A 24470-nucleotide genomic window follows, 5' to 3' on the forward strand; every position below is an offset into this window, starting at 1 on the left:
CGCGCCACAGGGCGCGTCAACGGCGCCCGGCAAGCGCGTCGGACAGAACGGCGCGCACCGCCTCGGGCGGGACGTCCGAGGTGATGAACGCGTCGCCGATGCCGCGCGCGAGGATGAAGCGCAGCTTGCCATCCTGCACCTTCTTGTCCTGCGCCATCAGGTTTACGAGGCCATCGACATCGGGCAATTCACCTGCAATATCAGACAGATCCGCCTTCATGTTCATGTCACGCAGATGTGCGCGCACGCGGGTCGGGTCCTCTTGCGGGCACAGCCCCAGCCGCGCCGATAGATCGAAGGCCAGCGCGCAACCGATCGCCACACCCTCGCCATGCAGCAGGCGCGACCCATCATATAGCGTCGCCGCCTCCAGCGCATGACAAAATGTGTGGCCAAGGTTCAGCAGCGCCCTGTCGCCCTGCTCGGTCTCGTCGCGCATCACGATCTCGGCCTTCATCTCGACCGCGCGTTTCACGATATGGTTGCGCGCGGCCATATCGCCCGCGGCGGCAGATGAGGCATTGCCCTCAAGCCATTGGAAATACGTATAATCCCCGAGAAGCCCGTATTTCACAACCTCGCCGTACCCGGCCAGATAATCGCGCGGCGTCAGCGTATCCAGAACCCCCGTATCAGCCAGAACGAGGCTTGGCTGGTGAAACGCCCCGATCAGGTTCTTGCCCTGCGGGGCATTGATCCCGGTCTTGCCGCCGACGGAACTGTCGACCTGCGCCAGCAGGCTGGTCGGCACCTGAACAAAGCGGACGCCGCGCCGCAGCACCGCTGCGGCAAAGCCCACAAGGTCGCCGATCACACCCCCGCCAAGGGCGATGACCACATCGTTCCGCTCTATTTTCTGATCGAGAAGCCATTCGACCACGCGCTCGAAATGCGGCCATGATTTCGTCGCCTCGCCGGCCGGCAGCGCCATCGAGACCGCGGAAATCCCGCTCTGTTCCAGCCCGTCACGCAAGGCGTCCAGATGCAGCCGCGCCACGGTCTCGTCTGTCACGACGGCCACGCGCGGACGGTGCAACAGCGGGGCGACCAGCGCCCCGGCATCCGCCAGCAGACCCGCCCCGACATGAATGTCATAGGCTCGGCCCTTCAGCCCGACATGCACGATTTCAGTCATTTCTCGTCCTCCAGAACATCGCGGCGCGTGGCCAGCGCGGCCTGCACCCGTTCGGCCATGGCATCAATCGAGTAAGACGGATGCGCGCGCACGCTCAGATCCGCCTGCGCGTAGATCGGCACCCGCGCCTCATAGATCTCGCGCAGCGTCTCGTAAGGGCGGGCCGTGCGCAGCAACGGCCTGCTGGACTTGCCCTTCACACGCGACCAGAGCAGATCGAGATCGGCGTCGAGCCAGACCGACACGCCCTTTTCCGACACCAGGTCGCGGTTGGTTTTTGCCAGAAAGGCACCGCCCCCGGTCGACAGGACACCGACATGCGTGTCGAGCAACCGATCTATGACCTCACTTTCGCGCATCCGAAAGAAGTCTTCCCCATCCCTTTCGAATATCTCGGCTATCGTCATGTTGGCCGCCTTCTCGATCTCGGCATCCGAATCGAGGAACGGCACGCCCAGCCGCGCTGCCAGCGCCTTGCCCACGGCCGTCTTGCCAGCCCCCATCATGCCGACCAGAACAACGGATTTCTTGAGTTTCATCCGCGCAGATACCGTCACCTACGGCGCTCCCCTGCCAATTTTCGAAGTTTTTCACTCAATGACGTGATCTTGCGTAAAAGGCCAGTTATAACTCTGCCACGCAAGGTGACCCGGCAACCGAGGTATGCATGTTCCGATTGATCAAGTGGCTGTTTTATCTGGCGGTTCTGGGGTTCGTCGCCCTTGTCGTCTATGCGTATCTCGGCCCGTTTTTCGGGGCCGATTTCTCGCCGCCACAAACCGAGATCCGCGACAGTGTCATTCTTGAAACGCAGTAGTGCCACCGTGCTTGTCGTCGTCTGGGCGGCGGCCTGCGCCGCGCAGGAACCGCTTTCGGTGATCGACTGGCTGGATGACGTCGAGACCGTCACACTGCCGTTCCCCCATGGCACAGAGCGGTCCGAACCCCCGTCTGCGAATGCCATCGACATGCCCGATGTGACCGTCAGCCCGCTCGACGGGGCGCGCGCCGACGCGGTCGGGCTGCTGCCCGGCACAACCACCGGCCTGCCCTCCACGCTTTGGCAGTCGAGCACGACCGCGGCCCTCACGCGTCGGCTGAACGCGCTGCCGGAAACCCCGCTGCCCGCCGTGCAGGGTCTGTATTATACGCTGCTTCTGGCCGAGGCCGACGCGCCGACGGGGACGGGACGGGCCGCACGTTTTCTTGCGGCGCGCATCGACACGCTGCGCCGTTTCGGGGCGGTCGAACCCGCGCTCGCGCTTGTCGAACGTGCCGGTGGCGCGGTTCCCGCACTGTTTGATCGATGGCTCGACCTGGCGCTTCTGAACGGGACAGAAGATCGCGCGTGTGAGGCGCTGCGGGACACCCCGCGCCTGTCCAGTCGGCTCAGCGCGCGGATCTTTTGCATCGCGCGGGCCGGCGATTGGACGACAGCGGCGCTGATCTATCACGGCGCGGCCTCGATCGACGCCCTTGGCGACCCGGATGCGACGCTTCTGTCCCTGTTTCTGGACCCCGAGCGAATCGAGACCGAGGCCCCGCCACCGGCCCCCGAGGACATCACCGCGCTGCAATTCCGACTGTTCGAGGCGATCGGCGCGGCCTTGCCCACCCGCAATCTGCCGCGCGCCTTCGCGATGGCGGATCTGCGCGGCACCGCCGGATGGAAGGCCGAGATCGAGGCGGCCGAACGGCTGGCGCGGACTGGGGCACTGCCCGGCACGCGACTGCTGGGGCTATACACGGCGCGCGCACCCGCCGCCTCGGGCGGGGTCTGGGACCGCGTCGCGGCCGTACAGGCGCTGGACACGGCCCTGACCACCAACGACGCCGAGGCGGCTGCGGCCGCGTTGCCCGCCTTTTGGTCGGCGGCGCGTGCTGCGGATCTTGAAACCCTCATGGCGGACCTGTTTGCAGAGCGGCTGATGCAGATGCCGCTGCCGGACAGCGTCCGCGGGCAGGTGCTGAATATCGGGTTGCTGTCGACCCGGTACGAGACCGCGGCACGCACTCTGGCCCCCGTCACGCAGCGCCAGCGGTTTGCCGTGGGGCTGGCGACCGGCACCCCCTCGCGCGCGGACGCGGCCACGCCGGTCGAAACGGCCATCGCGGACGGGTTCGCGCGCGCAGGTGCGGCCCCCGAGCATCAGGCGCTGCTGGACGAGGGCAGGCTGGGCGAGGCGATCCTGAGTGCGGCCGCGCAGCTTCATGCCCGCGCGGGCATGACCCGCGATGGCCTCCGGGCCGGTCTGGCCACGCTGCGCGCGATCGGATTGGAGGATACGGCGCGCCGCGCGGCACTCGAGATCCTTTTGCTGGAGGAGATCGAGTGAACACCGCCGGTCACTGGATTTCACTATTCCTGGAGGCCCAGGCCGCCGAGACGGGCGCGGCCGACAACACGCTGATGGCGTATGACCGCGATCTGGGCGACTTTGAAAGCTGGCTAAAGACGCACGGGCAAGAGATTGCGACGGCGACGCGCGCGGATGTCGAAGCCTATCTTGTCGACTGCGACATGCAGGGTCTGGCCAAGGCCACGCGCGCGCGGCGACTGTCGGCGATCCGACAGCTCTACCGGTTTGCCTTCGAGGAACGGCTGCGGGCCGACAACCCGGCGATCGACATCAAGGGGCCGGGGCGCGCGCATCGGCTGCCGCAAACCCTGAGCGAGGCCGAGGTCGACCGGCTGCTGAAGGCCGCGCCCCGCTTTGGGCGCAGCAGCGCCGACAGATGTCGCAACGTCTGTCTCATGGCCCTGCTATACGCCACCGGCATGCGGGTGAGCGAACTGGTATCGTTGCCCGTCGCCGCCGCGCGGGGGAACCCCGGCATGCTGCTTGTGCGGGGCAAGGGCGGCAAGGAACGCATGGTCCCACTGTCGCCGCCAGCCCGCGCCGCGCTTGCCGACTGGCTGGTGCAACGTGAGGCCCGGCAGGATCTTGACCGCGCGCGCGGGCACGCGCCCTCGTCCTATCTGTTTCCCTCGACGGGCAAGGCGGGGTATCTGACGCGACACAGGTTCTATCAGTTGATCAAGGACCTGTCGGTGGACGCCGGTGTTGATCCGGCCAAGGTCACGCCGCACACGCTGCGCCATGCCTTTGCGACACATCTTCTGTCCAACGGCGCGGACCTGCGCGTGATCCAGACGCTTCTTGGCCATGCCGACATCGCCACGACCGAGATTTACACCCATGTGCTCGACGCGCGTCTGAAGGCGTTGGTCGAAGATCATCATCCGATGGCAACCGCCGCGCGGCGCAGGACCGCCGAGGCCGCCGCCGAGGACCCGTCTTCGGACGAGGGCACGTGACGGGGGCCGGCTTGAACCCGGACCGTACACCTTGCATAACACGACCATTGAACAGGGATTGACACGACATGGACGCGACGCAGGCCACTCTCGACCTGACCTTCTGGATCATCACGGGTTCGATCCTCGGACTTCTCGTGCTTTCGGGTTTTTTCTCGGGCAGTGAGACCGCGCTGACGGCCGCGTCCCGCGGCAAGCTGCGGACGCAGGCCGAAAAGGGATCCAAGGGGGCCGAATGCGCGCTGCACATCACCGAGGACAACGAACGCCTTATCGGGTCCGTGCTGCTTGGCAACAACCTGGTCAACATCCTGGCCGCATCGCTTGCCACCGCGCTGTTCACGCGGCTTTTCGGTGAAAGCGGGGTGGCCCTCGCGACGCTGGTGATGACGTTGCTGGTGCTTATCTTTGCCGAGGTGCTGCCCAAAACCTACGCGATCACCAATGCCGAGACCGCCGCGTCGTTCGTCGCGCCGGTGATCCGGATCGTCATCAAGGTCTTCGATCCGGTGGTCAGCGCGGTGCGCTGGTTCGTGCGGATCATCCTGCGCTGCGTGGGCGTCCAGACCGATCCCGACACCCACATTCTGGCCGTGCGCGACGAGATCGCCGGCGCGCTCTATCTGGGTCAGTCCGAGGGCGTGGTCGAGAAAGAGGACCGTGACCGCGTGCTCGGGGCCCTCGATCTGGGCGAGCGCGCGGTCGAGGAAATCATGCTGCACCGTTCGCAGATCGAGATGATCGACGCCGCGGCCGATCCCGAAGAGATCCTTGATCAATGCCTCAGAAGCAACCACACCCGGCTGCCGATCTATCGCGACGACCCCGACAATGTCATCGGTATCGTGCATGCCAAGGATCTGTTGCGGGCCATGCACGCGCTTGCCACCGGGGCAAAGGGCGGCGCGACCGAGCTGCGCGATTTCGACGTGTGCAGCATCGCCCGAAAGCCGTATTTCGTGCCCGAGACGACGACGCTTGACGACCAGATGCGGCAATTCCTGCGGATGCGCAGCCATTTCGCGCTCGTGGTGGACGAATACGGCACTTTGGAGGGATTGATCACGCTTGAAGACATCCTCGAAGAGATCGTGGGCGAGATCACGGACGAATTCGATCCCGACGGCGAGCATCCCATTCGCAAGGCCGAGGACAACCAGTTTCTCGTCGACGGGGCGATGACGATCCGCGACCTCAACCGCGCGACCGAATGGACCCTGCCGGACGACGCGGCCAATACCGTGGCGGGTCTCGTGATCCACGAGGCACAGATGATCCCGGCCGTGGATCAGGTGTTCATCTTTCACGGCTTCCGCTTTCAGGTGGTCGCGCGCAAGGACAACCGGATCACCAAGTTCAAGATACGCAAGCTGTAAGCTACGGCGTGGGGCATTGCGTCCGGCGCGGAGCGGCGCGCGACAGCCCCGGCGCCACGTGATGTGCTGCACGGCGGGCGTCATAGGCCCGTGGGCGTCTCGGTGGCCGCTTGTGGCCTCACCCGTCCGTCGGAAACACGAAACAGCGGTCCCGCCGGATGGTCAGCCACAGGGGCTTGCCCGGCTTGGGCAGGAACACGTTCGGCACGGTCGCCTTCAGAAGCGATCCGTCATGGTCCATGCGAAACTCCACCAGGCTTTCCGAGCCGATGAAGCGCGCCCGCTCGACGATTCCGCGGGCGGGTGTGCCGTCCTGCGAGGTGGGGTTGGGCCCGCTGCCCTGACGGTCGAAGTCGATCTTGATGTGCTGAGGCCGGATCACGATCTCGACCTCACCGCCATCGGGAACGCCAGGGGCCAGGAACTGCCCGAACGGCGTGTCGGTCAACGCGCCCCGCACGGTGCCGCGAATGACGTTGATCTCGGAAAAGAAGGCCATCGCGCTACGGTCCACGGGCGCGTTGTAGACATTGTAGGGCGCGCCCTGCTGCACGATCCGGCCGTCGCGCATCAGCGCGATCTCGTCGGCCATGCGCATTGCCTCTTCCGGCTCGTGCGTGACCAGCAGCACGGCCGTGTCCTCTTCGCGCAGGATATCGAGCGTCTCGTCGCGGATGCCGTCACGCAGCCGGTTGTCGAGGCCCGAGAACGGCTCGTCCATCAGCATGATGCGCGGACGCGGGGCCAGCGCACGCGCGAGCGCCACGCGCTGTTGCTCGCCGCCTGACAATTCATGCGGATAGGCGGTATGGTATTGTGACAGCCCCACCCGGTCGAGCAGTTCCGACACCCGCACGGCCTTGGCAACCTTGTCGCCGGTAAGACCGAAGGCCACGTTCTGTGCCACGCTGAGATGCGGGAACAGCGCGAAATCCTGAAACATCAGGCCGATATGCCGACGCTCCGGCGGGACGCGGAAGACGGTGTCGCAGACGAGATCGCCATCGACATGGATTTCGCCCGCGTCCTGCATCTCGACCCCCGCGATCATCCGCAGGGTCGTCGATTTGCCGCAGCCCGAGGGGCCGAGAAGGCAGGTGACCTGTCCCGGCATGACACGCAACGACACATCCGCGACCACCACGCGCCCGTCATAACGGCGCGTCAGGTTTCTGGTTTCAAGGCGGGGAATGGCGGTCTGCACGGGGCCTCGTCTCATCAATCCGAGAGAATTGATCGGAATTTTTACGCTGCAGATAGCAACCCCACCCGCAACGTGCAAGCGCGCTTTGCGGGACCATGCCCGGTGCGGTCACAGCCGCGCCAGCACGGCGCGCGCCGCCCGCAGGCCCGGCGCCTCGCCACCCCGGCCAAGCCGCTGCATCGTCAGGCGCATGGCGTCGCGCTGTGCGTCGGGGGCCTCCATCAGGGCCAGAAGCGCGGGCGCGATCCGCTCGGCGCGGCACGCGCGCCCGATGAACTCTGGCACGGCGCGCGTGCCGCTCACAAGGTTGACCAGTGTCAGCGTGTCGACCTTCAGCATGCGCGCGATGATCACACGGCTCAGCCACGCCATGTCATAGGCGATGATCATCGGCGTGTCGGCTGCCGCAAGCTCCAGCGAGACGGTGCCCGACGCCGCGAGCGCACAATCGGCGGCATGAAAGGCGCAGGCCTTCTGATGAGTGAAATCCGTGGCATCCGGCGCAAGGATCAGGGGCGCGATCGCCCAGTCCGCCACCATTTCGTGCACGAGCGGAGCCATATGCGCCGTTGTCGGCAGGACAAGGCGCATATCGGGATGCGCGGCCGCCACGTGATGCACAACCTCGCCGAAGACCGGCGCGAGGCGCGCAACCTCGCCCTTGCGAGAGCCGGGCAGCACCATCAGAAGCGGCCGGTCGGTCAGCCCATGGCGCGCGCGGAACGCGGCCACGTCGGCGTCCGATGGCCGTGGTTCGGCCACGACCGGGTGACCGACGAAATCGCAGGCCATCCCCGCGGCCTCCATGTAGGGCGGCTCGAACGGCAACAGCGCCAGCACATGATCGACCACCTGCGCCATTTTGGCCGCACGCCCGCCACGCCACGCCCAGACCGACGGCGCCACGTAATGCACGATGCGCAGATCGCGGGCCGCCTTCACCTTGCGCGCCACGCGCAGGCAGAAATCGGGGCTGTCGATGGTGATGAGCACATCGGGGGCGGTGTCCAGCACCGCCGCAACGGTCTGATCCAGCCGCCGGCGCAACTGCGGATAGCGCGGCAGGATCTCGGCCAGCCCCATCACGCTGAGATCCTCCATCGGAAACAGGCTGTGCAGGCCCTCGGCCTGCATCCGTGCGCCGCCGACACCGTGAAACTCGACCTCTGTCAGTGATTTCAGCCCGGCCATCAGCGCCGCCCCAAGCCGGTCGCCCGAGGCCTCGCCGGCGACGACGAACACCTTCACTCCGCCCCCCCGGGACGCACCCAGAGAAACAGGCCGGACGCCGCAAGCGTTTCGCGCACCGTCCCAGCGTCCAGTAGCATCACGCCGCCCGCCTCGATCACGATGCCGCCCAGCCCGGCCCGGGCCGCAAGGCGCGCGGTCTCGGGGCCGATCACCGGCATATCGGCGCGCAGGTCCTGCCCGGCTTTCGGCGCCTTGTAGAGGATGCCGCCCGTCTGCTCCGCCTCCGCGTCCTGCCCGCTCAGCCAGTCGGCCGCGCCGCCGACCACCTGACCGGCCAGATCGAACGGGTCGAGCGTCCAGTCCCCGCCGCCGGGTTGCGGTGCCGCCAGATCACGCAGCATCGCATCGGTGCCGCGCGCATCCTCGCGCGCCACGTCACGGCCGCCACGCGCCACGACCGCCTGCCCCAGATCGGCATGCGCCAGATCCGCATGCGCTGCGCGTGCCGCGGCAAGGTCGGCCTCGATCCCGTCGGGCAAGACACCGACCGTAAGCCCTGCCTCGGGCAGCAGGTCGGGCGCGAGCGTGGCAGCGCCGACGACCTCGATCCCCGCCTCCTCGAAGATCGCGATGATCTCGCGCAGGGTGCCGTCATCGCCACGCGCCAGCGCGGCCTGAAGGCGCGGAATGTACGGCATTGTGGCGGCGTCGATCATCGACGGCTCCACGGGGGGCCGGCGCATCGCCCCCGCCATGCACAGCCGGGTGATCCCGCGCGCGCCCAGCTCTTGCAGGAAGCTGCCAAATGTTTCGAGCCGAAAGGACAGGCGCGGCAGGTCGCCCGTCACGCCGGAGGGGAACTGCGCCACCTCGCAGATCAGCGGCACCTCGCCGCGCGCCAGAAGGGTCCTGACCAGATGCGGCGGCACCCCCCCCTGCCCCGCGATGAGTGCAAGCGCCATGGCCTACCCCTGGCCCGGTGTCAGGTAGGAGCGGTCGGACTGCGCCGTGACGAAATCGACGATCCTGCGGACATAGTCGCTTTCCGTTTCCTCGCCCAGACGGCGGGCGCGATCCTGAAAGGCCCCCTCGCCCTGGGCCAGCATCTGGAACGCCGCACGCAGCGCGGTGATATCCGACCGCGCCACGCCCCGCCGTTTGAGCCCCACGAGGTTGAGCCCGTCGAGATAACCGCGCGGCCCCTGAACGAGACCGTAGGGAATCACGTCGTTGGTCACCATGGTCACCGCGCCGATGATCGCGCCGCGCCCGATGCGCACGAACTGGTGAATACCCGACAGCCCGCCGATGATCACGTCATCCTCGACCACGCAATGCCCGGCTAATGCAGCGTTGTTGACCACGATCACCCGGTCGCCGACAGCGACGTCATGGGCCACGTGGCAGCCCGCCATGAACAACCCGTCATCGCCCACGCGGGTCACCCCGCCACCGCCCTCGGTGCCGGTGTTCATCGTGACATGTTCGCGGATGCGGTTGCGCGCGCCGATATGCAGCGCGGTCTTCTCGCCCTTGAACTTTAGATCCTGCGGCACCTCGCCGATGCAGGCGAAGGGAAAGACATGGCTGTCATCCCCGATCACGGTATCACCGGCAACGACCACGTGGGATTTCAGTGTCACCCTGTCACCAAGGCGCACATCGGCGCCGACATGACAGAACGGCCCGACCTGACAGCCAAGCCCCAGTTGCGCACCGGGCTCGACACAGGCGGACGGGTGGACATGCGTCTCGGACATGGGCTTATCCTTTCGGCAGATCCATCATCGCGGTGAACTCGGCCTCGGCGGCCATGTCGCCCTCGACCTCGGCGACGCCGGCGAATTTCCAGACCTTGCCGCCCGGCTTGCCGCGCAGCGTCTCGAGCTTCATTTCCAGCACGTCGCCGGGCCGCACCATGCGGCGGAACTTGGCCCGGTCTATGGCCATGAAATAGACCAGCATGTTGCGGTCCTCCATGCCAAGCGCCGTGCCCACCATGACCGCCGCCGTCTGCGCCATGGCCTCGATGATCGTCACACCGGGCATGATCGGGTTATCCGGGAAATGTCCCTGGAAATGCGGCTCGTTCATGGTGACGTTCTTGATTCCGCGCGCGCGGTCATGGCCGTCGATATCGACGACCTTGTCCACCAGAAGGAACGGGTATCGGTGCGGGATGAGCCGCTGGATCAGATGGATGTCCGCGGATCTGAGCGGCTCGGTCATGGCACGTCCTTCATTGTATCACCTGCGGTCCATTAGCAACTGCGCGGGCGCGGGGCAAGTTCGCGGCCAAAGGCCGCCGGACCTAGTCGTCGCGGGATCCATCACCCGACGTTACCGGCAGATCCGGCAGGTCGGACCCGTTGCCTGCCCCAGTTGCGGGCTGCGGCAACGTTTCGGGGCCCTCGCCGATGCGGTCGTTGATCCGCATGATCGCGACATCCGTCACGTTCGCGACACTCGCATGCAGCAGCACGCTGCGCTGGTCGAGCATGACGACCGCCTCGGCCTCGTTCAGAAGATCCGTGAGCACCGGCTGGACCACGCGCATGAATTGCAGCGGGGCCATCTCGCGGCGGCGTTCAAGGCGTTGCGAATTGCGCTCGGCCTCGTTGCGCAGGCGCGTGGCCTTGGCGTCAAAGGCGTCGGCCATCTCTCGAAACTCGCCCGGCGGGGTATCGGCGCGCATGTCGGTCAACGCCTGTTCCTCCGCCTCAAGATCGGATGCGATCCGTTCGTTCTGGGCGACAAGGCGGTCGCGGGCGGTCTGGATGTCGCGCTGCAGGCGCTGTCCATACTCGGTCTCCGTCAACAGCCGCTCGGTGTCGATCAGCACGATATCGCTGGTCACCACACCAAGCTGCTGCGCGCGCGCCGGGTCCGGAACGACCGAGGCAAGCACCACCAGCACCCCGATCAAGGCAAGGGGCGCGCGCATGATCAGAAATCCGTTCGAACCGTCAGGTTGAATTGCTGCTCACGATCGCCCGGCTCTTTCTGAAGCGCCTCGGAAAAGTTCATCCGGATCGGCCCGAATGGCGAACTCCAGAAGATCGACAGGCCGACCACGTGCCGTGCCGTGAAGCTGGTGGCATTCAGCGGGCCGGTCGCGTTCGACTGGTTGCCGATCCCCCAGATGGAGCCGATGTCGTAAAAGGCGCCGCCGGTGATGCCGTATTCGTCCGGCAGGCCGAGGGGGAATTCCGCCTCGAGCTTCAGGGCCGCGAAGTAATCGCCCCCAAGATGTTCGTCCCCTTCCACGGGGCCCATGCCATTGGGCTCGAACCCGCGGATCACCTGGTTGTTGAAGCGGTTGAGAAAGCGGCTGTTCTGCCCGTTCGAGAATTCGATGGCCCCGCCTTCGAGGATCGCGCGCACGGTCAGATCCTCGTTGAAGAACCGTGTCTGGCCGACAAGACGGGCGGTGGTCTTGATGAATTCGTTGTCCCCGCCCAGCCCGGCGAACTCCTGCTGGAAGGACAGCAGCACACCTGAATTCGGGTCCAGCCCCGTGCGCCGCGTGTCATACGAGAATTCGTAGCCCACGCCGCTGGTCCAGATGTCACCCTGGTCCACTTCCGACTGCAGTATTCCCGAGGTGCCGTTGTAATCCGACATGTCCTCGTAGCGTGCATTGTAGAACAGCCCGAGACGCGTATTCTCTCCGGTCGGGAAGGTCAGGCTGGGGCGGAAGGTCCCGATGGCAGTGTCGAACAGGCTGTTGTCACGCTCGGTTTCCCGAAACGCGAAATCCAGACCCAGGGCGACATCGCGGCTGAGGAACGCGGGCTCAACGAAGTTGAGACCGTAGTTGATCGTGTCGCCGGTCGCCAGGATGTTGGCCGAGAGCTGCTGACCGCGCCCGATGAAATTCCGTTCGGAAAAGCCAAGCTGGACACCGAGGCCCGAGTTTGACGAGAAGCTGGCCCCGAGCGACACGCTGCCGGTCGTGGTTTCCTCGACATCCGTTTCAATCACCACCTGATCTGGCCGTGACCCTTCGCGCGCGTTCACGTCCACATTCTCGAAAAAGCGCAGCGCGCGGATGCGTTCGGCCGCCTGGCGGATCGCGCGCGGGTTGAACGGATCACCCTCGACAACGTCGAACTGGCGCCGGATCACGCGGTCGAGCGTGGTCGTGTTGCCCTCGATATCGATGCGCTCCACGAACACGCGGGGGCCGCGCTGCAGGACGAACTCGACATCCAGCGTCAGGTCGCGATCATTGCGCGTGATCCGTGGCTCCACCCGCAGGAAGTCGACGCCTCTGCGGACCGCGAGGCGCTCCATCCGGGCGATGGAATTCTCGATCACGGTCGGCGAATAGACAGCACCGGACCGTACCTTGAGCGTGTCGTGGAAAGGCTCGCTTTCGAGATCGGTATATTCGCTGACGGTGGTGATCTCACCAAAGCGGAAGCGCTGCCCTTCCTGAAGGTTGAAGGTGACGAAATAGGCGTCACGTTCGCGCGCAAGCTCGGCATTGAGCCCGGTGACGCGAAAATCCACGTATCCGCGCGAGTTATAGAAATCGGTCAGAACTTGCTGGTCGAATTCGATGCGGTCCTGAACGAAGGTATCCCGCTCGATCAGCGCACGGAACAGGCCGGTCTGCTTGCTTTCGATCACGCGGCGCAGACGGCTGTCGGAAAACGCCCGGTTGCCGACGAACCCGATGCGTTGCACCTCGATGTTGTCGCCCTCGAAAATCTCGAAGACTAGATCGACGCGATTGTCGCCACGGCGGATCACCTTGGGATTGACCCGCGCGGCGATGCGACCGTTCTGCGCGTAGGCCTCGGTGATCGTCGCGGCGTCCCGCTCTGCCTGGGTGGGGCTGAACACCTGACGCGGGCTGCTCTGGATGAACCCGGACAGGTCCTCGTCGCTCAGCTTGTTGTTGCCCTCGAACGCGATGCGGCTGATCGTCGGGAACTCGGTCACCCGGATCACGAGCCGATTGCCCTGCGGCTCGATCTCGACCTGCTCGAACAGGCCCGACCCGAGGATCTGCTGATAGGCGTCGTTCAACTGGCCCGCGGTCACCGTCTGGTTCCGCTCGATCCCGGTATAGGACAGGATCGTGCCCGCCTCGATGCGTTGATTGCCCTCGATCGACACGGAGTTGAAGCGATAGGATTGTGCCATGGCGCTGTCGGGTGCGGTCAGGACGATCAGGACCGTCAGCAGCGCCAAACCCTTGCATAATGCGGCCGCGACACGCGTCAGAACCGATCCACCTGCGTGACAATCATTCATCGCTCAAATCCAGTCATGTATCCCTCTGATCAAGGTCACTACCCCGTCTGTCAGGGCTTGTCAAAACGCGAGTGCGGCAAGGAAACCCGCATTCGGCCGCCCGGCCGGACCGGTGTCCCGGACCGTCGGTTGCGGTCGGCGGCCGGTCACCGGGCCGCCATGAACCGGGCCAACCGGGCAAGACCCTCCTCGATATCCGCCGTCGCCCGCGCATAGGAAAAGCGCAGCGTGCCCGCCCCGCGTGCGGGGTCGAAATCCAGCCCCGGCGTCACGGCCACGCCGGCCCGCTCGAGGATCTCGGCGGCAAAGGCGCGGCTGTCATCGGTCAGGTGGCTAACATCGGCATAGACGTAGAAGGCGCCATCCGGCGGCGCGATCCGATCGAAACCCGCGCGCGGCAGCCCGTCGAGCATCAGCGCCCGGTTGCGGCGGTAGACGTCCATGTTCGCCTCAAGTTCGGCGTCGCACTCCATCGCGGCAAGGGCCGCTACCTGGCTGGCATGGGGCGGGCAAATGAACAGGTTCTGCGCCAGCCGCTCGACCGTGCGCACGTGGTCTTCGGGGACCACCATCCAGCCGACCCGCCAGCCGGTCATCGAGAAATACTTGGAGAACGAATTGATGACATAGCAGTCATCGGTGACCTCCAGCGCGCTGACCGCCTTCGCCTCGTATTCGATGCCGTGATAGATCTCGTCGCTGATGAATTGCGTGCCTGCAGCCTGAGACGCCGCGACCAGCGCCGAGAGATCCTCGCGGCCCAGCATCGTGCCGGTGGGATTCGCGGGGCTGGCCACCAGAAGCCCGCGCAGATCGCGCCCGGCCAGGTCCGATGGCACGGGTTGCAGGCGGTTTTCCGCCGCCGTCTCGATATCCACCGGCACGAGATCGAGTGCCCGCAGGATCTGGCGATAGCTGGGATACCCCGGCGCGCCGATCCCCACCCGGTCGCCGGCATCGAACAGCGCCGTGAAGGCCAGGATGAACGCCCCGGATGATCCGGGCGTGATCACCACGCGGTCGGGGTTCAGATCCAGCCCGTACCAGTCCTTGTACAGCCGCGCGATCCGCGCACGCAGTTCCGGCAGGCCGAGCGCCACGGTATAGCCCATCGACTGCTGCCCCATCGCAGCGGTCAGCGCGGCGCGCGCGCCTTCGGGCGCGGGCGTGCCCGGCTGGCCCACCTCCATGTGCACGATATGCCGTCCTTCAGCCTCGGCACGGCGCGCGGCCTCCATCACGTCCATCACGATGAACGGCGCGACCTTGGACCGGCTCGAATTCCGCATTACACTCTCCATCACACAGGGGCTTTCGGGCCTTCTTCACTTCGATCGGCGGGGCGGGTCAATGCAGGTTCTTCGATTTCTCTCGATTGCGCTGATCCTGAGCCTCGTTCTGGCGGCGCCCGCGCGTGCCGTGGTACTGCTGCGCGATCCCGATATCGAGCATGCGCTGCGCCAACTCGGGGCCCCGGTGCTGCGGGCGGCGGGGCTCAACCCTGACCGGGTCGATGTTCTCGTGATCGACGATGCCAGCATGAACGCCTTTGTCATCGACGCCGACAGCATCTTCATCCATTCCGGCCTGATCCTGCGCATGGACAACCCCGCGATGCTGCAATCGGTGATCGCGCACGAGGCCGCGCATATCGCCAACGGTCACCTGATGCGCCGCCCGATCCATGCCCGCAATGCGCGCACCGCGGCGGCCCTCGGCACGGCGCTTGCCGCCGCGGCCGGCGTGGCGGCAGGCAGTGGCGAATTCGCGGCGGGCGCCGCCGCCGGTATCCAGGGGGCGGCCATGCGCAGTTTCTTCGCCCATACCCGCGCCGAAGAAAACGCGGCCGACAGCAGCGGCGCGCGTTTTTTGAACGCCGCAGGGATCGACCTGACCGGCATGGTGCAGGTGATGGACCTGTTTCGCGGACAGGAATCGCTGTCGATGTCGCGACAGGATGCGTATGCACGCACGCATCCGTTGTCGCGCGACCGATTTCGGCGCATCCGGGCGCTGGCCGGGTCGCAATCGCGGTCTGTCGCGCCCGATCCCGATGCCCAGTACTGGTTCGCCCGCGCCAAGGGCAAGCTTTCGGCCTTTCAGCGCGCGCCCAAATGGACGCTGACGCGCGCGGGGGAATTCGGATATGACGACGTGACGCTGATGCGGCAGGCCATCGCCTATCACCGCCGCGCCGATCTGTCGTCGGCGCTGTCAGCGATAGACGGGGCCGTTTCACGCCGCCCCGACGATCCCTACCTGCACGAGCTGCGCGGACAGATCCTGATGGAAAGCCGCCGGACGAAGGCGGCCGTCGCCGCCTACGCGCGCGCCGCCAACATTGCGCCGCGCAATGCGCTCATTCTTGGATCCTACGGACGCGCGCTGCTGGCCGACGGGCAGGTGCGAAAGGCCGCGCAATTCCTCGAATCCGCGCGCAGCCGGGACGGGCGCGATGCGCGCGTGCTGCGCGATCTTGCGCAGGCGCAAGCGCAGCTCGGCAATAAGGGGCAGGCCTCGGTCCTGACGGCCGAACGCTATGCCATGCAGGGCCGGCTGGAGGATGCAACGATCCATGCCGAACGGGCCTCTGACCTTTTGCCGCGCGGATCGGCGGCATGGCAAAGGGCACAGGATGTGCTAAACGCCGCCAAGATTGCCGAAAACCGGAGAAAATGACAGTGATTCGACCCCTTGCGACCGCCGCCGCCCTGGCCCTCGGGCTGGCCCTGCCCGCCCATGCGCTGGATCTCGACAACCTGACCGAGGCCGAACGGGCCACGCTGCACGATGAAATCCGCGCGTATCTTCTGCAAAACCCCGAGGTCATAATGGAGGCCGTCGCCGTTCTGGAAGAGCGGCAGGCGCAAGGTCAGGTGCAGGCCGACGCAGAGCTTGTGCGCGCCAATGCCGACGCGCTTTTCGATGAAGGGCATTCATGGGTCGGGGGCAACCCCGAAGGTGACATCACGCTGGTAGAGTTCATGGATTACCGTTGCGGCTACTGCCGGCGCGCCGTGGACGAGGTCGAAGGCCTTCTGGACGCGGATGGAAACATCCGTTTCATCCTCAAGGAATTCCCGATTCTCGGGGACGAATCGATGCTTGCCTCGCGCTTTGCCATCGCCACACGCCAAGTCGCGGGCGACGACGCCTACAAGGCGGTTCACGACGCGCTGATGTCCTACAATGGCGCGATGAACGAGGCCGGATTCATCCGGCTGGCCGATTCGCTCGGGCTTGATGCGCAGCCGATCGTGGACGCGATGAACCGTGACAGCGTGACACGGGTGATCGCCGCCAATCATCAGCTTGGGCAGAAGCTTCAGATCAACGGGACGCCAACCTTCGTCATGGGCGAGCAGATGCTGCGCGGCTTCGTGCCGCAAGACGCGCTGCAAGAGGTCGCCGACGAAATCCGTACACTCCGGAAATGATCCGGGCGCCGCTTGTGGCCGCCGGTCTATCGGCGCTGGTGCTGGCGGCCGGTGATGCGACCGCCCAGCATGCGGCACGGCAATCGCGCGCGCCCTTGGGCGAGGCCATCCGCGACGCGCTGATCGCGACGCCCGAAGTTCTGTCAGAGATCACGGGCGTGGGCGTGGCCCGCCCCGTGATCGACCTCTACGGTGCGGATGTCGCACGCGATCTCGGCGTGCTGGAGCGCGCGGCCCCGCGCCTGTTCGACCCGGCGCAGCCCGGTTTCGGCCCCGAAGACGCACCGATCCGCATCGCGATCTTCACGCGCGCGGACTGCCCCGATTGCGCGTCCGCGTTGGCGGACCTGCGCGATCTGGCAAACAGGATGCGCTTTCGTGCAACGATCTTCGATATCGAGGATAACGCGGACCTGGCCCGCGATCTCGGGCTGGACATGGCGCCAAGCTACGTGATGCGCGACAAGATGCTGCGCGGGGCGATGCCGTCCATCGTGCTGGAGCGGTACCTGTCCGAGTGACCGTGCGCCGCCTCAGCCCTCGGACTGGAAGACCGCGCCCACCTCGGCGCGGATGATCCGGGCGATCTGCGCGCAATCCTCCAAGCTGAAGGTCAGCGGCAGACGCATGTCGAGGGTCCCGCGCAGGATACGGTCGGTCGCCGGCATCGGCGCGCTCGGGGCGTAGTGCCAGCTGTCGTAGCGACTGGTAAAACCGACGGGCTCGGCGCCGCCGAACCATTTGAGCTCGACCCCGCGTGCGCGGCAGCGCGTCAGCACCTCGGCGATTTGCGCCCCCGGCCAATCCAGCAACAGGAACTGGATGGACGAGCCGACATAGGTCTCTTGCGCGGCCCGCTCGACAACGGTCAGGCCCGGCGTGCCGCGCACCCCGTCCTCGACCACGCGGTAGCGCGCGTTCCACTTCTCGCATTGCGCGTCGAGGTTGCGCAGTTGCGGGCGCAGGATGGCCGCGCGCAGATGATCCATGCGGCCCGAGACATTGGGCGTGTCGTATTTCGCCGCGTCGAACGTCGCCTCTGGCGGCACGGTGCCGTGGCGCGCATACAGCATGTAGGACCCCGACAGCAGGGTGGCCCGCGCCATCACCGCGTCATCGTCTGTGACCAGCAACCCGCCCTCGCCCGAGTTCATGTGCTTGTAGGTCTGGGTCGAATAACAGCCCACGCGGCCCCACCGGCCCGAGGGGATACCGCGCCACGCCGCCCCCATCGTATGCGCGCAATCCTCGATCACGGTGATGCCGTGCGCCTCGCAGATCGCCATCAGCCGGTCCATGTCGGCCAGATGCCCGCGCATGTGGCTTAGCATCAGGACATCGGCCGCACCCGCCTTCGCCTCCAGATCGTCGAGGTCGATGGTCAATTCTTGGGTCACGCCGACAAAGACCGGCACCGCGCCCACGCTGGCGATCGCGCCGGGCACCGGCGCAAGCGTGAAGGCGTTGGTCAGAACGCGGTCCCCCGGCCCCACGCCGAGCGCGCGCAGCGCGCATGCCATCGCGTACCCGCCCGAGGTCACGGCAAGCGCATAGCGCGCACCGGTATAGGCGGCGAATTCCTGTTCGAGCAGCGCGACCTCGCCCGTCTCGTCACCGGCAAGGTTGTAGCGATGCAGCCGCCCCGACCGCAGCACATCCAGCGCCGCCGCGATACCGTCGTCGGGGATCGGTTCCTGCTGGGTGAAACTGCCGGTGAAGACCTCTGTCATGGCCAGAGTTTTGCGGGGGCGCGCGGCCCGCGTCAATGTTTTCCTGCCCGTGCCGTGGCTTTCAGCCGATCAGCCGCGTCACCACGTCGCGCAGTTCGTCATAGTGCCCGATCACCGCCTCGGGGGCCAGCTCGGCAACCGCCCCGCCATTCGGGCCGAACCCGACAAGCACCGACGGCACGCCGGCCGCGCGCGCCGTGTCGCGGTCGGTCGCGGTATCGCCCACCAGCAGCGACCGCACCGGGTCGCCGCCCGCGCGGCGCACGGTTTCGCGCAGATGTTCAGGGTCGGGCTTGCGCACCGCAAGCGTGTCGGCGCCGGTGAGGGCCGCGAAGGCATCGAGCACGCCAAGCCGCTGCATCAGCAGGCGCGCCAGACGCTCGGGCTTGTTGGTGCAGATCGCGACGCGGTAGCCGGCCATGCTCAGCCCTTCCACCGCCGCCATCGCGCCGGGGTACAGCGTCGTGTGCACATCAATCGCTTCGGCATAGGCCTCTAGCAGGATGGGATATTGCCGTTCGATCTCGGCCGCGTCCTCGGCCCGCCCCAGCCTGTCCATCCCGAGGGTGAGCATCGCGCGCCCGCCCCGCAAGGCCACCCCCGCATCCGCCACGGGGTCCAGCAGATCGCGCGCACCCAGCTTGTGGAAACACGCATTGGCCGCAGCGATCAGATCGCCACTGGTATCGGCAAGCGTGCCATCGAGATCGAAAACCACCGTGCGCATCGCGCGCTCCTTCATCCGCCATCGTCGCCGCAGGGCCTTACGCGACCCGGCGGCGAATGACACGTCGAAATCGACGCGTCAGGCGCCGAGGCCCGTGAGGCGCAGTTCCGGCAAGGCTGTGGGCGAGAGGCCAAGCGCCCGGTAGCCGTCCAGCGACAACCGGCTGCCCGCGCCGGGCGCCGCGTCAAGCGGCATCACGTCCACCTCGACCGAGCGTCCGGTGGCAGGATCGGTCAGGCGGCCCCGGCCGGGAACCGGGACGAGCGGGGTTTTCAACCACAGCCCCGGCTCTTTCGCCGATCCCAGCGAGGCCACGGTCAGGCCAAGATCACCGGTGGCGGGGGATTGCGCGTCTTGCGACGGCTCGTCCTCTTCCGTCCGCGGTGTCGCCGCCTCTTCGGGCGCGGGCGGGGCGGACGATGCGTCCGGCGGGGCGGGGCTGCCCGGCTCGAACTGGGCGCAACCGCCCAACAGGATGAAAACGGCGAGTGTCTTGATCTGGTGTCTCATGGGGCAATCATAACGTGATCCGCATCTCCGGAGCAATCTGCAACACGGCCCTTGTCGCAGGCATGTGCGAGGCGTAGTTTGACGGTATGACAGTGCCTCTTATCGACCCGTTTCAACGCGCGATCTCGTATCTTCGCGTCTCCGTCACCGATCGCTGCGATTTTCGCTGCGTCTATTGCATGTCCGAGAACATGACCTTCCTGCCCAAGAAGGAACTTCTGACGCTGGAGGAACTGGATCGCATGTGCACGACCTTCGTCAGGATGGGCGTCGAGAAATTGCGGATCACCGGCGGCGAGCCTTTGGTGCGCAAGGGGATCATGACGTTTTTCAACGGCATGACACGGCATCTGGACTCGGGCGATCTGAAGGAGCTGACGCTCACCACGAATGGCAGTCAACTCGAACGGTTCGCGGACGATCTTTTCGCGGCCGGGGTGCGGCGGGTGAACGTCTCGCTCGACACGCTGGACGAGCAGAAATTTGCCGACATCACCCGCTGGGGCCGCCTGCCGCAGGTTATCAAGGGCATCGACGCCGCGCAACGCGCGGGTCTGCGCATCAAGATCAACACCGTGGCGCTCAAGGGGTTCAACGAGGACGAACTCTTCACGCTGGTCGAGTGGTGCAAGACACGCGACATGGACCTCACCTTCATCGAGGTGATGCCGATGGGCGATATCGGCAACGAGGACCGGCTTGACCAGTACTGGAAACTGTCGGACCTGCGCGCGCGCCTGTCCGAGCAGTACACGCTGACCGAACTGGCCGAGAGCAGCGGCGGCCCCGCGCGCTATGCGAGGCTGGAAGAGACGGGGCAGAAGATCGGTTTCATCACGCCGTTGACGCATAATTTCTGCGAAAGCTGCAACCGCGTGCGGCTGACCTGCACCGGCGAACTTTACATGTGCCTCGGACAAGATGACATGGCCGACCTGCGCGCGCCCCTGCGCAACAATCCGGGCAATGACGCCCCGCTGGAGCATGCGATTCGCGCGGCCATCGCGAACAAGCCCAAGGGCCACGATTTCGACTATTCCCGCCAGTCGGTCGACGGACGCGTGACGCGCCACATGAGCCATACCGGCGGCTGATGCCCCGTGCGGGCGTGCCCTTGCCGTTGCGGCTTTACAGCTTGGCGGCAAACCTGCTTGGTCCGGCGGCCTATCGCGGTGTCTGCCGCAAGCTGGCCGCGCATGGCACGCCGCCCGATCGCTGGCCCGAGCGTCTGGGGCATGCCACCGAACCCCGCCCTGCGGGTCCGCTGGTGTGGTTTCACGCGGCAAGCGTCGGCGAAAGCGTGTCCGTCCTCCGCCTCATTCGCCATTGGGGCGAGGCGCGGCCCGACCTGCAATTCCTTCTGACCTCGGGCACCGCGACATCCGCGGATGTGGTGATGGCGCGGCTGCCGCCGCGCACCCGGCATCAGTTCGCCCCGCTTGACACGCACGCCGCAATGCGCCGTTTCCTGGGGCACTGGCGCCCCTCGGCCGCGATTTTCGTCGAAAGCGAACTGTGGCCACAGATGCTGGAGGACACTCATGCGGCCGGCATTCCGCTCGCGCTGCTGAACGCGCGCCTGTCGGACACATCCGCCCGCAACTGGAACCGCGCGCCGCGCACGGCGCGTCACCTGATGGGGCATTTCCGCCTGATCCATTGTCAGGACGCGCGCACCGTGTCTCATCTGCATGCCCTTGGTCTCGAACAGGCCCGGCAGGGACAAAACCTGAAATCCCTGTCCGGGGCCCTGCCCTTTGATGACGCCACGCGGCAGGCGTTCGAGACCAGCATCGGCGCGCGTCCGCTCTGGCTGGCGGCATCGACCCATCCCGGCGAGGAAGAGATCATGCTCGCCGCCCATGCGCATGTCCTGCGGCATCATCCCGACGCGCTTGTCATCCTCGTGCCGCGTCACCCGGATCGTGGACCGGCACTGGAGCGGATGATCGCCGGGGCCGATCTTGCCGGGGCCCGCCGGGCTGGCGGCGGGCAGATCGACGCCGGGACACAGGTCTATCTCGCCGACACCCTCGGGGAAACCGGGCTGTGGTACGCGCTGTGTCCGATCACCTGTCTTGGCGGCTCGTTCACGCCGGTCGGTGGTCACACCCCGTTCGAGCCGGCCTATGCCGGGTCGGCCATCCTGCACGGCCCGCTTTATGCCAACTTCGCGGAGACTTACCCCGCGCTCGACGCGGCGGGTGGCGCGCGCGAGGTTGCAAAGGCCGGGGATCTTGGCCCCGCCCTTGTCACGCTGCTCGGGGATCCCCGGCGCCTTGATGCGATGCGCGACAAGGCGCGCGCGTTTGCCACCGCACAGGATGACGTGCTGGACACGCTCACGCGGGATCTTTCGGCGCTGCTGGATCCGACGTAGAACCGCCCGACGCCCTGTCAGCCAAGGATGCCGCCATGTCCCATGCCGCCGAAACCATCGACGTGATCGCGCCGAATTTCAAATCCCGCATGTCGGGCGTGACATCCACCGTGTTCCGGCTGGTGCCGATCCAGGCGCGCATGATGAACGTGGCGGCCTGCGGGCCGAACATCCCCGCCGACATCCCCCAGATCCCGCCTGCCTGCCTGCCAACGCTGAGCCGTCGCCGCAGGGTATGGCATGCGCGGCGCAACAACGAGATGCTTGCCGGGATCGTGCTGCGGCATCTGCTGCGCAAGGATCTCAAGCTGATCTTCACCTCGGCGGCGCAGCGAGATCACAAGAGGCTGACGAAATGGATGATCCGGCGGATGGACCGCGTCGTGGCGACCTCGGCCAAGTCGGCCTCGTTTCTGGAGGTGGCCGCGCAGGTCGTCCATCACGGCATCGATGTCGAGCGGTTCTCGCCGGCGCCCGACAAGGGCGCGCTGCGCGCCGAACTCGGCCTGCCGCGGGACAGCCTCCTCGTGGGGTGCTTCGGGCGCATCCGGCCGCAGAAGGGCAACGACCTGTTCATCGACGCGATGCTGCGCCTTTTGCCGGACCGTCCCGGCACGGTGGCGGTCATGATGGGCGGCGTGACAGACCGGTTTCGCACGTTCCATCAGGGGCTGGTGGACAAGGTCGCGGCCGCGGGGCTGCAGGACCGGGTCCTGTTCCTGCCCGAGGATCCGCACTGGGACGTGTCGCGCTGGTTCAAAGCGCTCGACCTTTATGTCGCGCCTCAAAGATGGGAAGGGTTCGGCCTGACCCCGCTTGAAGCGATGGCCTGCGGCAGCCCGGTGGTCGCCACGCGGGTCGGTGCGTTCGAGGAACTGGTACAGGACGGGCGGACCGGAACACTGGTCGATGTCGAGGATCTGGACGCGATGACACACGCCATCGCATCCTTGCTGGACGATCCCGCGCTGCGCGCCGAATGGTCCGACAACGCGCGTATTCATGCCCGGTCGCATTGCCGGATCGAACAGGAAGCCGAAGCGCTTTGCGCGATTTACCGCGATCTGCTCGACGCGGCATGACCGCGATGCGACGATCCCGAGGTGTCAGGCGGCCTCGGCCGCAACCGAGCGGATGCGCTCTATCATCGCCCGAAGCCCGTTCGAGCGTTGCGCCGACAGGTGATCGTGCAGCCCCAGCCGTTCCAGTTCGGCGGGCGCGTCGACCTTGGGAACGTCCGAGACGGGCAACCCGTTGTAAAGCGCGCGCAGCACGGAAATCAAACCTCGCACGATGACGGCATCGCTGTCGCCCTCGAACATGAAACGCCCGTCCTCGATCCGGGGATGCAACCAGACCTGACTGGCACAGCCATCCACCTTGGTCGCGGGCACCTTCAGCGCATCGTCGAGCGGCTCCATCGCCTTGCCGCTGTCGATCACGAACCGGTACCGGTCTTCCCAGTCATCGAGAAATTCGAAGTCATCGACGATTTCTTCGAATGCTGCGTTTGCCATGCTCTTCTCCTTGACCCACACCCTATGACGTAGGCAGCGATGCGGAAAACGTCCAGCCCCGGCTTGCACCTTTTCAAGCGCAGACGGATACGCTACCCAATACCTGTAGGACATGAGGGCAGACGGCATGCACAGGCGCGTATTCATATCCATGGCCGGGGCATTGGCCCTGACAGGATGCGGCGGTTTCCGCGACTCGCGGATCAATCCACGCAACTGGTTCGGGCGCAGCACGGCCCGACGTCGTGATCCGGCCGCGGCCTCGGCCGAGGGGACAAACCCGCTGATCCCGGAACGCGAGAACAGCATTTTCCGGCGCCGCACCCGCGAAGAGGTCTATGAAGGCATGCCTGTGGATCAGATCATCGCGCTGGACGTCGAGCGCACCGGCGACGGCGCGATCATCCACGTGACCGGGCAGACGATGCGACAAGGCGCTTTCGACGTGCGCATGATCCCCGGGCAGGCGAAGAACGATCCCGTCAATGGCGTGCTGTCATACGAGCTGCGGGCGGTGCAGCCGTCGGACACGCCGCAAGGACCGCCACGCACACGACAGGTGCACGCCGCCGTTTTCGTCTCCACCCAGGATGTCGAGCGCGCGACAGAGATCCGCGTGCGCGGACAGCGCAACGAACGCGTCAGTCGGCGCTGATCCGGACTATCGGGCCGGCCGCCG

At 66.2% G+C, this 24470-nt stretch carries 25 protein-coding genes; 11 read left to right on the plus strand and 14 right to left on the minus strand.

Features of this window, described 5'->3' with window-relative positions:
• Positions 1-16: 16 nt before the first annotated feature.
• Positions 17-1135, minus strand: a complete 1119-nt coding sequence (gene aroB / locus ACROSR_RS01385) for a 3-dehydroquinate synthase (RefSeq protein WP_432681960.1) — start codon at positions 1133-1135, stop codon at positions 17-19.
• Entirely contained in the window at positions 1132-1692 is a 561-nt protein-coding gene (locus ACROSR_RS01390) for a shikimate kinase (protein ID WP_432681961.1), read from the minus strand. The genes aroB and ACROSR_RS01390 overlap by 4 nt, the downstream gene beginning before the upstream one ends.
• Positions 1693-1802: 110 nt before the next feature.
• Here ACROSR_RS01390 and ACROSR_RS01395 point away from each other — a divergent pair, with 110 nt between their 5' ends.
• From ACROSR_RS01395 to ACROSR_RS01410, 4 genes are all read left to right on the plus strand, one after another.
• Positions 1803-1952, plus strand: a complete 150-nt coding sequence (locus ACROSR_RS01395) for a hypothetical protein (protein ID WP_432681962.1) — start codon at positions 1803-1805, stop codon at positions 1950-1952.
• A 7-nt stretch (positions 1953-1959) separates the two neighbouring features.
• Positions 1960-3471 (plus strand): hypothetical protein, encoded by a 1512-nt coding sequence (locus tag ACROSR_RS01400; RefSeq protein WP_432681963.1) that lies wholly within the window; start codon positions 1960-1962, stop codon positions 3469-3471.
• Positions 3468-4454, plus strand: a complete 987-nt coding sequence (locus ACROSR_RS01405) for a site-specific tyrosine recombinase XerD (protein WP_432681964.1) — start codon at positions 3468-3470, stop codon at positions 4452-4454. The genes ACROSR_RS01400 and ACROSR_RS01405 overlap by 4 nt, the downstream gene beginning before the upstream one ends.
• A 68-nt stretch (positions 4455-4522) precedes the next feature.
• Entirely contained in the window at positions 4523-5830 is a 1308-nt protein-coding gene (locus ACROSR_RS01410; RefSeq protein ID WP_432681965.1) for an HlyC/CorC family transporter, read from the plus strand.
• Between the two features lie 118 nt (positions 5831-5948).
• Here ACROSR_RS01410 and ACROSR_RS01415 read toward each other — a convergent pair whose 3' ends face one another.
• The 8 genes from ACROSR_RS01415 to ACROSR_RS01450 all read right to left on the minus strand — a co-directional run bounded on the left by ACROSR_RS01415 (position 5949) and on the right by ACROSR_RS01450 (position 14779).
• Positions 5949-7049: an ABC transporter ATP-binding protein gene (locus ACROSR_RS01415; protein ID WP_432681966.1), complete on the minus strand. Its 1101-nt coding sequence runs from the start codon at positions 7047-7049 to the stop codon at positions 5949-5951.
• Positions 7050-7142: 93 nt separating this feature from the next.
• Entirely contained in the window at positions 7143-8282 is a 1140-nt protein-coding gene (lpxB, locus tag ACROSR_RS01420; protein WP_432681967.1) for a lipid-A-disaccharide synthase, read from the minus strand.
• Positions 8279-9187 carry a UDP-2,3-diacylglucosamine diphosphatase LpxI domain-containing protein gene (lpxI, locus tag ACROSR_RS01425; protein ID WP_432681968.1) on the minus strand — a complete coding sequence of 303 codons (909 nt, stop codon included), beginning with the start codon at positions 9185-9187 and terminating at the stop codon, positions 8279-8281. Before lpxI ends, lpxB begins: the two co-directional genes overlap by 4 nt.
• Before the next feature lie 3 nt (positions 9188-9190).
• The gene (gene lpxA / locus ACROSR_RS01430) at positions 9191-9985 is read right to left on the minus strand and encodes an acyl-ACP--UDP-N-acetylglucosamine O-acyltransferase (protein ID WP_432681969.1); all 795 of its coding nucleotides are present in this window, start codon (positions 9983-9985) and stop codon (positions 9191-9193) included.
• 4 nt (positions 9986-9989) lie between these two features.
• Entirely contained in the window at positions 9990-10454 is a 465-nt protein-coding gene (gene fabZ / locus ACROSR_RS01435; protein WP_432681970.1) for a 3-hydroxyacyl-ACP dehydratase FabZ, read from the minus strand.
• An 82-nt stretch (positions 10455-10536) separates the two neighbouring features.
• A complete protein-coding gene (locus tag ACROSR_RS01440; RefSeq protein WP_432681971.1) occupies positions 10537-11169 on the minus strand; it encodes an OmpH family outer membrane protein in 633 nt (210 codons plus the stop codon).
• Between the two features lie 2 nt (positions 11170-11171).
• Entirely contained in the window at positions 11172-13490 is a 2319-nt protein-coding gene (bamA, locus tag ACROSR_RS01445; RefSeq protein ID WP_432681972.1) for an outer membrane protein assembly factor BamA, read from the minus strand.
• Between the two features lie 146 nt (positions 13491-13636).
• Positions 13637-14779, minus strand: a complete 1143-nt coding sequence (locus tag ACROSR_RS01450) for a pyridoxal phosphate-dependent aminotransferase (RefSeq protein ID WP_432681973.1) — start codon at positions 14777-14779, stop codon at positions 13637-13639.
• A gap of 61 nt (positions 14780-14840) precedes the next feature.
• On the opposite strand from ACROSR_RS01450, the gene ACROSR_RS01455 reads away from it, so the two are divergent.
• Genes ACROSR_RS01455 through ACROSR_RS01465 form a run of 3 tightly spaced genes read left to right on the plus strand, consistent with a single transcriptional unit; the run spans position 14841 to position 17448 of the window.
• Complete coding sequence (locus ACROSR_RS01455) at positions 14841-16169, plus strand: M48 family metalloprotease (RefSeq protein WP_432681974.1); 1329 nt, start codon at positions 14841-14843, stop codon at positions 16167-16169.
• Positions 16166-16927 carry a DsbA family protein gene (locus ACROSR_RS01460; RefSeq protein WP_432681975.1) on the plus strand — a complete coding sequence of 254 codons (762 nt, stop codon included), beginning with the start codon at positions 16166-16168 and terminating at the stop codon, positions 16925-16927. The genes ACROSR_RS01455 and ACROSR_RS01460 overlap by 4 nt, the downstream gene beginning before the upstream one ends.
• Complete coding sequence (locus ACROSR_RS01465; RefSeq protein ID WP_432681976.1) at positions 16924-17448, plus strand: thioredoxin domain-containing protein; 525 nt, start codon at positions 16924-16926, stop codon at positions 17446-17448. Before ACROSR_RS01460 ends, ACROSR_RS01465 begins: the two co-directional genes overlap by 4 nt.
• A gap of 12 nt (positions 17449-17460) precedes the next feature.
• Here the strand turns inward: ACROSR_RS01465 and ACROSR_RS01470 are convergent, their stop codons facing one another.
• The 3 genes from ACROSR_RS01470 to ACROSR_RS01480 form a co-directional block, all read right to left on the minus strand.
• Positions 17461-18657, minus strand: coding sequence for a DegT/DnrJ/EryC1/StrS family aminotransferase (locus tag ACROSR_RS01470; RefSeq protein WP_432681977.1), 1197 nt, complete (start codon positions 18655-18657; stop codon positions 17461-17463).
• Between the two features lie 61 nt (positions 18658-18718).
• On the minus strand, positions 18719-19384 hold the full coding sequence (locus ACROSR_RS01475; protein WP_432681978.1) for an HAD-IA family hydrolase: 666 nt from the start codon (positions 19382-19384) through the stop codon (positions 18719-18721).
• A 78-nt stretch (positions 19385-19462) separates the two neighbouring features.
• Positions 19463-19894 carry a hypothetical protein gene (locus tag ACROSR_RS01480; RefSeq protein ID WP_432681979.1) on the minus strand — a complete coding sequence of 144 codons (432 nt, stop codon included), beginning with the start codon at positions 19892-19894 and terminating at the stop codon, positions 19463-19465.
• A gap of 86 nt (positions 19895-19980) precedes the next feature.
• Between ACROSR_RS01480 and moaA the strand changes: the two genes are divergently transcribed.
• From moaA to ACROSR_RS01495, 3 genes are read left to right on the plus strand one after another with little or no spacing between them, the layout of a single operon-like run.
• On the plus strand, positions 19981-20988 hold the full coding sequence (gene moaA, locus ACROSR_RS01485; protein ID WP_432681980.1) for a GTP 3',8-cyclase MoaA: 1008 nt from the start codon (positions 19981-19983) through the stop codon (positions 20986-20988).
• Entirely contained in the window at positions 20988-22274 is a 1287-nt protein-coding gene (locus tag ACROSR_RS01490) for a 3-deoxy-D-manno-octulosonic acid transferase (protein ID WP_432681981.1), read from the plus strand. Before moaA ends, ACROSR_RS01490 begins: the two co-directional genes overlap by 1 nt.
• Positions 22275-22309: 35 nt before the next feature.
• The gene (locus tag ACROSR_RS01495) at positions 22310-23356 is read left to right on the plus strand and encodes a glycosyltransferase family 4 protein (RefSeq protein WP_432681982.1); all 1047 of its coding nucleotides are present in this window, start codon (positions 22310-22312) and stop codon (positions 23354-23356) included.
• A 24-nt stretch (positions 23357-23380) separates the two neighbouring features.
• Here the strand turns inward: ACROSR_RS01495 and ACROSR_RS01500 are convergent, their stop codons facing one another.
• Positions 23381-23791 (minus strand): SufE family protein, encoded by a 411-nt coding sequence (locus ACROSR_RS01500; RefSeq protein WP_432681983.1) that lies wholly within the window; start codon positions 23789-23791, stop codon positions 23381-23383.
• 127 nt (positions 23792-23918) lie between these two features.
• Here ACROSR_RS01500 and ACROSR_RS01505 point away from each other — a divergent pair, with 127 nt between their 5' ends.
• A complete protein-coding gene (locus ACROSR_RS01505; protein ID WP_432681984.1) occupies positions 23919-24446 on the plus strand; it encodes a hypothetical protein in 528 nt (175 codons plus the stop codon).
• The last annotated feature ends 24 nt before the right edge of the window (positions 24447-24470 follow it).

Source organism: Roseovarius tibetensis (genome assembly GCF_050896375.1).
Taxonomy (GTDB): Bacteria; Pseudomonadota; Alphaproteobacteria; order Rhodobacterales; family Rhodobacteraceae; genus Roseovarius; species Roseovarius tibetensis.

What these genes read in the sequence shown, in the direction of transcription:
- ACROSR_RS01475 (WP_432681978.1), bottom strand. Translation starts at nt 19,384, where the DNA reads ATGCGCACGGTGGTTTTCGATCTCGATGGCACGCTTGCCGATACCAGT.
- ACROSR_RS01500 (WP_432681983.1), bottom strand. Translation starts at nt 23,791, where the DNA reads ATGGCAAACGCAGCATTCGAAGAAATCGTCGATGACTTCGAATTTCTC.
- ACROSR_RS01465 (WP_432681976.1), top strand. Translation starts at nt 16,924, where the DNA reads ATGATCCGGGCGCCGCTTGTGGCCGCCGGTCTATCGGCGCTGGTGCTG.
- ACROSR_RS01470 (WP_432681977.1), bottom strand. Translation starts at nt 18,657, where the DNA reads ATGACAGAGGTCTTCACCGGCAGTTTCACCCAGCAGGAACCGATCCCC.
- ACROSR_RS01410 (WP_432681965.1), top strand. Translation starts at nt 4,523, where the DNA reads ATGGACGCGACGCAGGCCACTCTCGACCTGACCTTCTGGATCATCACG.
- fabZ (WP_432681970.1), bottom strand. Translation starts at nt 10,454, where the DNA reads ATGACCGAGCCGCTCAGATCCGCGGACATCCATCTGATCCAGCGGCTC.
- moaA (WP_432681980.1), top strand. Translation starts at nt 19,981, where the DNA reads ATGACAGTGCCTCTTATCGACCCGTTTCAACGCGCGATCTCGTATCTT.
- ACROSR_RS01460 (WP_432681975.1), top strand. Translation starts at nt 16,166, where the DNA reads ATGACAGTGATTCGACCCCTTGCGACCGCCGCCGCCCTGGCCCTCGGG.
- ACROSR_RS01415 (WP_432681966.1), bottom strand. Translation starts at nt 7,049, where the DNA reads ATGAGACGAGGCCCCGTGCAGACCGCCATTCCCCGCCTTGAAACCAGA.
- ACROSR_RS01440 (WP_432681971.1), bottom strand. Translation starts at nt 11,169, where the DNA reads ATGCGCGCGCCCCTTGCCTTGATCGGGGTGCTGGTGGTGCTTGCCTCG.
- aroB (WP_432681960.1), bottom strand. Translation starts at nt 1,135, where the DNA reads ATGACTGAAATCGTGCATGTCGGGCTGAAGGGCCGAGCCTATGACATT.
- ACROSR_RS01395 (WP_432681962.1), top strand. Translation starts at nt 1,803, where the DNA reads ATGTTCCGATTGATCAAGTGGCTGTTTTATCTGGCGGTTCTGGGGTTC.
- lpxA (WP_432681969.1), bottom strand. Translation starts at nt 9,985, where the DNA reads ATGTCCGAGACGCATGTCCACCCGTCCGCCTGTGTCGAGCCCGGTGCG.
- ACROSR_RS01505 (WP_432681984.1), top strand. Translation starts at nt 23,919, where the DNA reads ATGCACAGGCGCGTATTCATATCCATGGCCGGGGCATTGGCCCTGACA.
- lpxI (WP_432681968.1), bottom strand. Translation starts at nt 9,187, where the DNA reads ATGGCGCTTGCACTCATCGCGGGGCAGGGGGGGGTGCCGCCGCATCTG.
- ACROSR_RS01490 (WP_432681981.1), top strand. Translation starts at nt 20,988, where the DNA reads ATGCCCCGTGCGGGCGTGCCCTTGCCGTTGCGGCTTTACAGCTTGGCG.
- bamA (WP_432681972.1), bottom strand. Translation starts at nt 13,490, where the DNA reads ATGAATGATTGTCACGCAGGTGGATCGGTTCTGACGCGTGTCGCGGCC.
- ACROSR_RS01450 (WP_432681973.1), bottom strand. Translation starts at nt 14,779, where the DNA reads ATGCGGAATTCGAGCCGGTCCAAGGTCGCGCCGTTCATCGTGATGGAC.
- ACROSR_RS01455 (WP_432681974.1), top strand. Translation starts at nt 14,841, where the DNA reads ATGCAGGTTCTTCGATTTCTCTCGATTGCGCTGATCCTGAGCCTCGTT.
- ACROSR_RS01480 (WP_432681979.1), bottom strand. Translation starts at nt 19,894, where the DNA reads ATGAGACACCAGATCAAGACACTCGCCGTTTTCATCCTGTTGGGCGGT.
- ACROSR_RS01495 (WP_432681982.1), top strand. Translation starts at nt 22,310, where the DNA reads ATGTCCCATGCCGCCGAAACCATCGACGTGATCGCGCCGAATTTCAAA.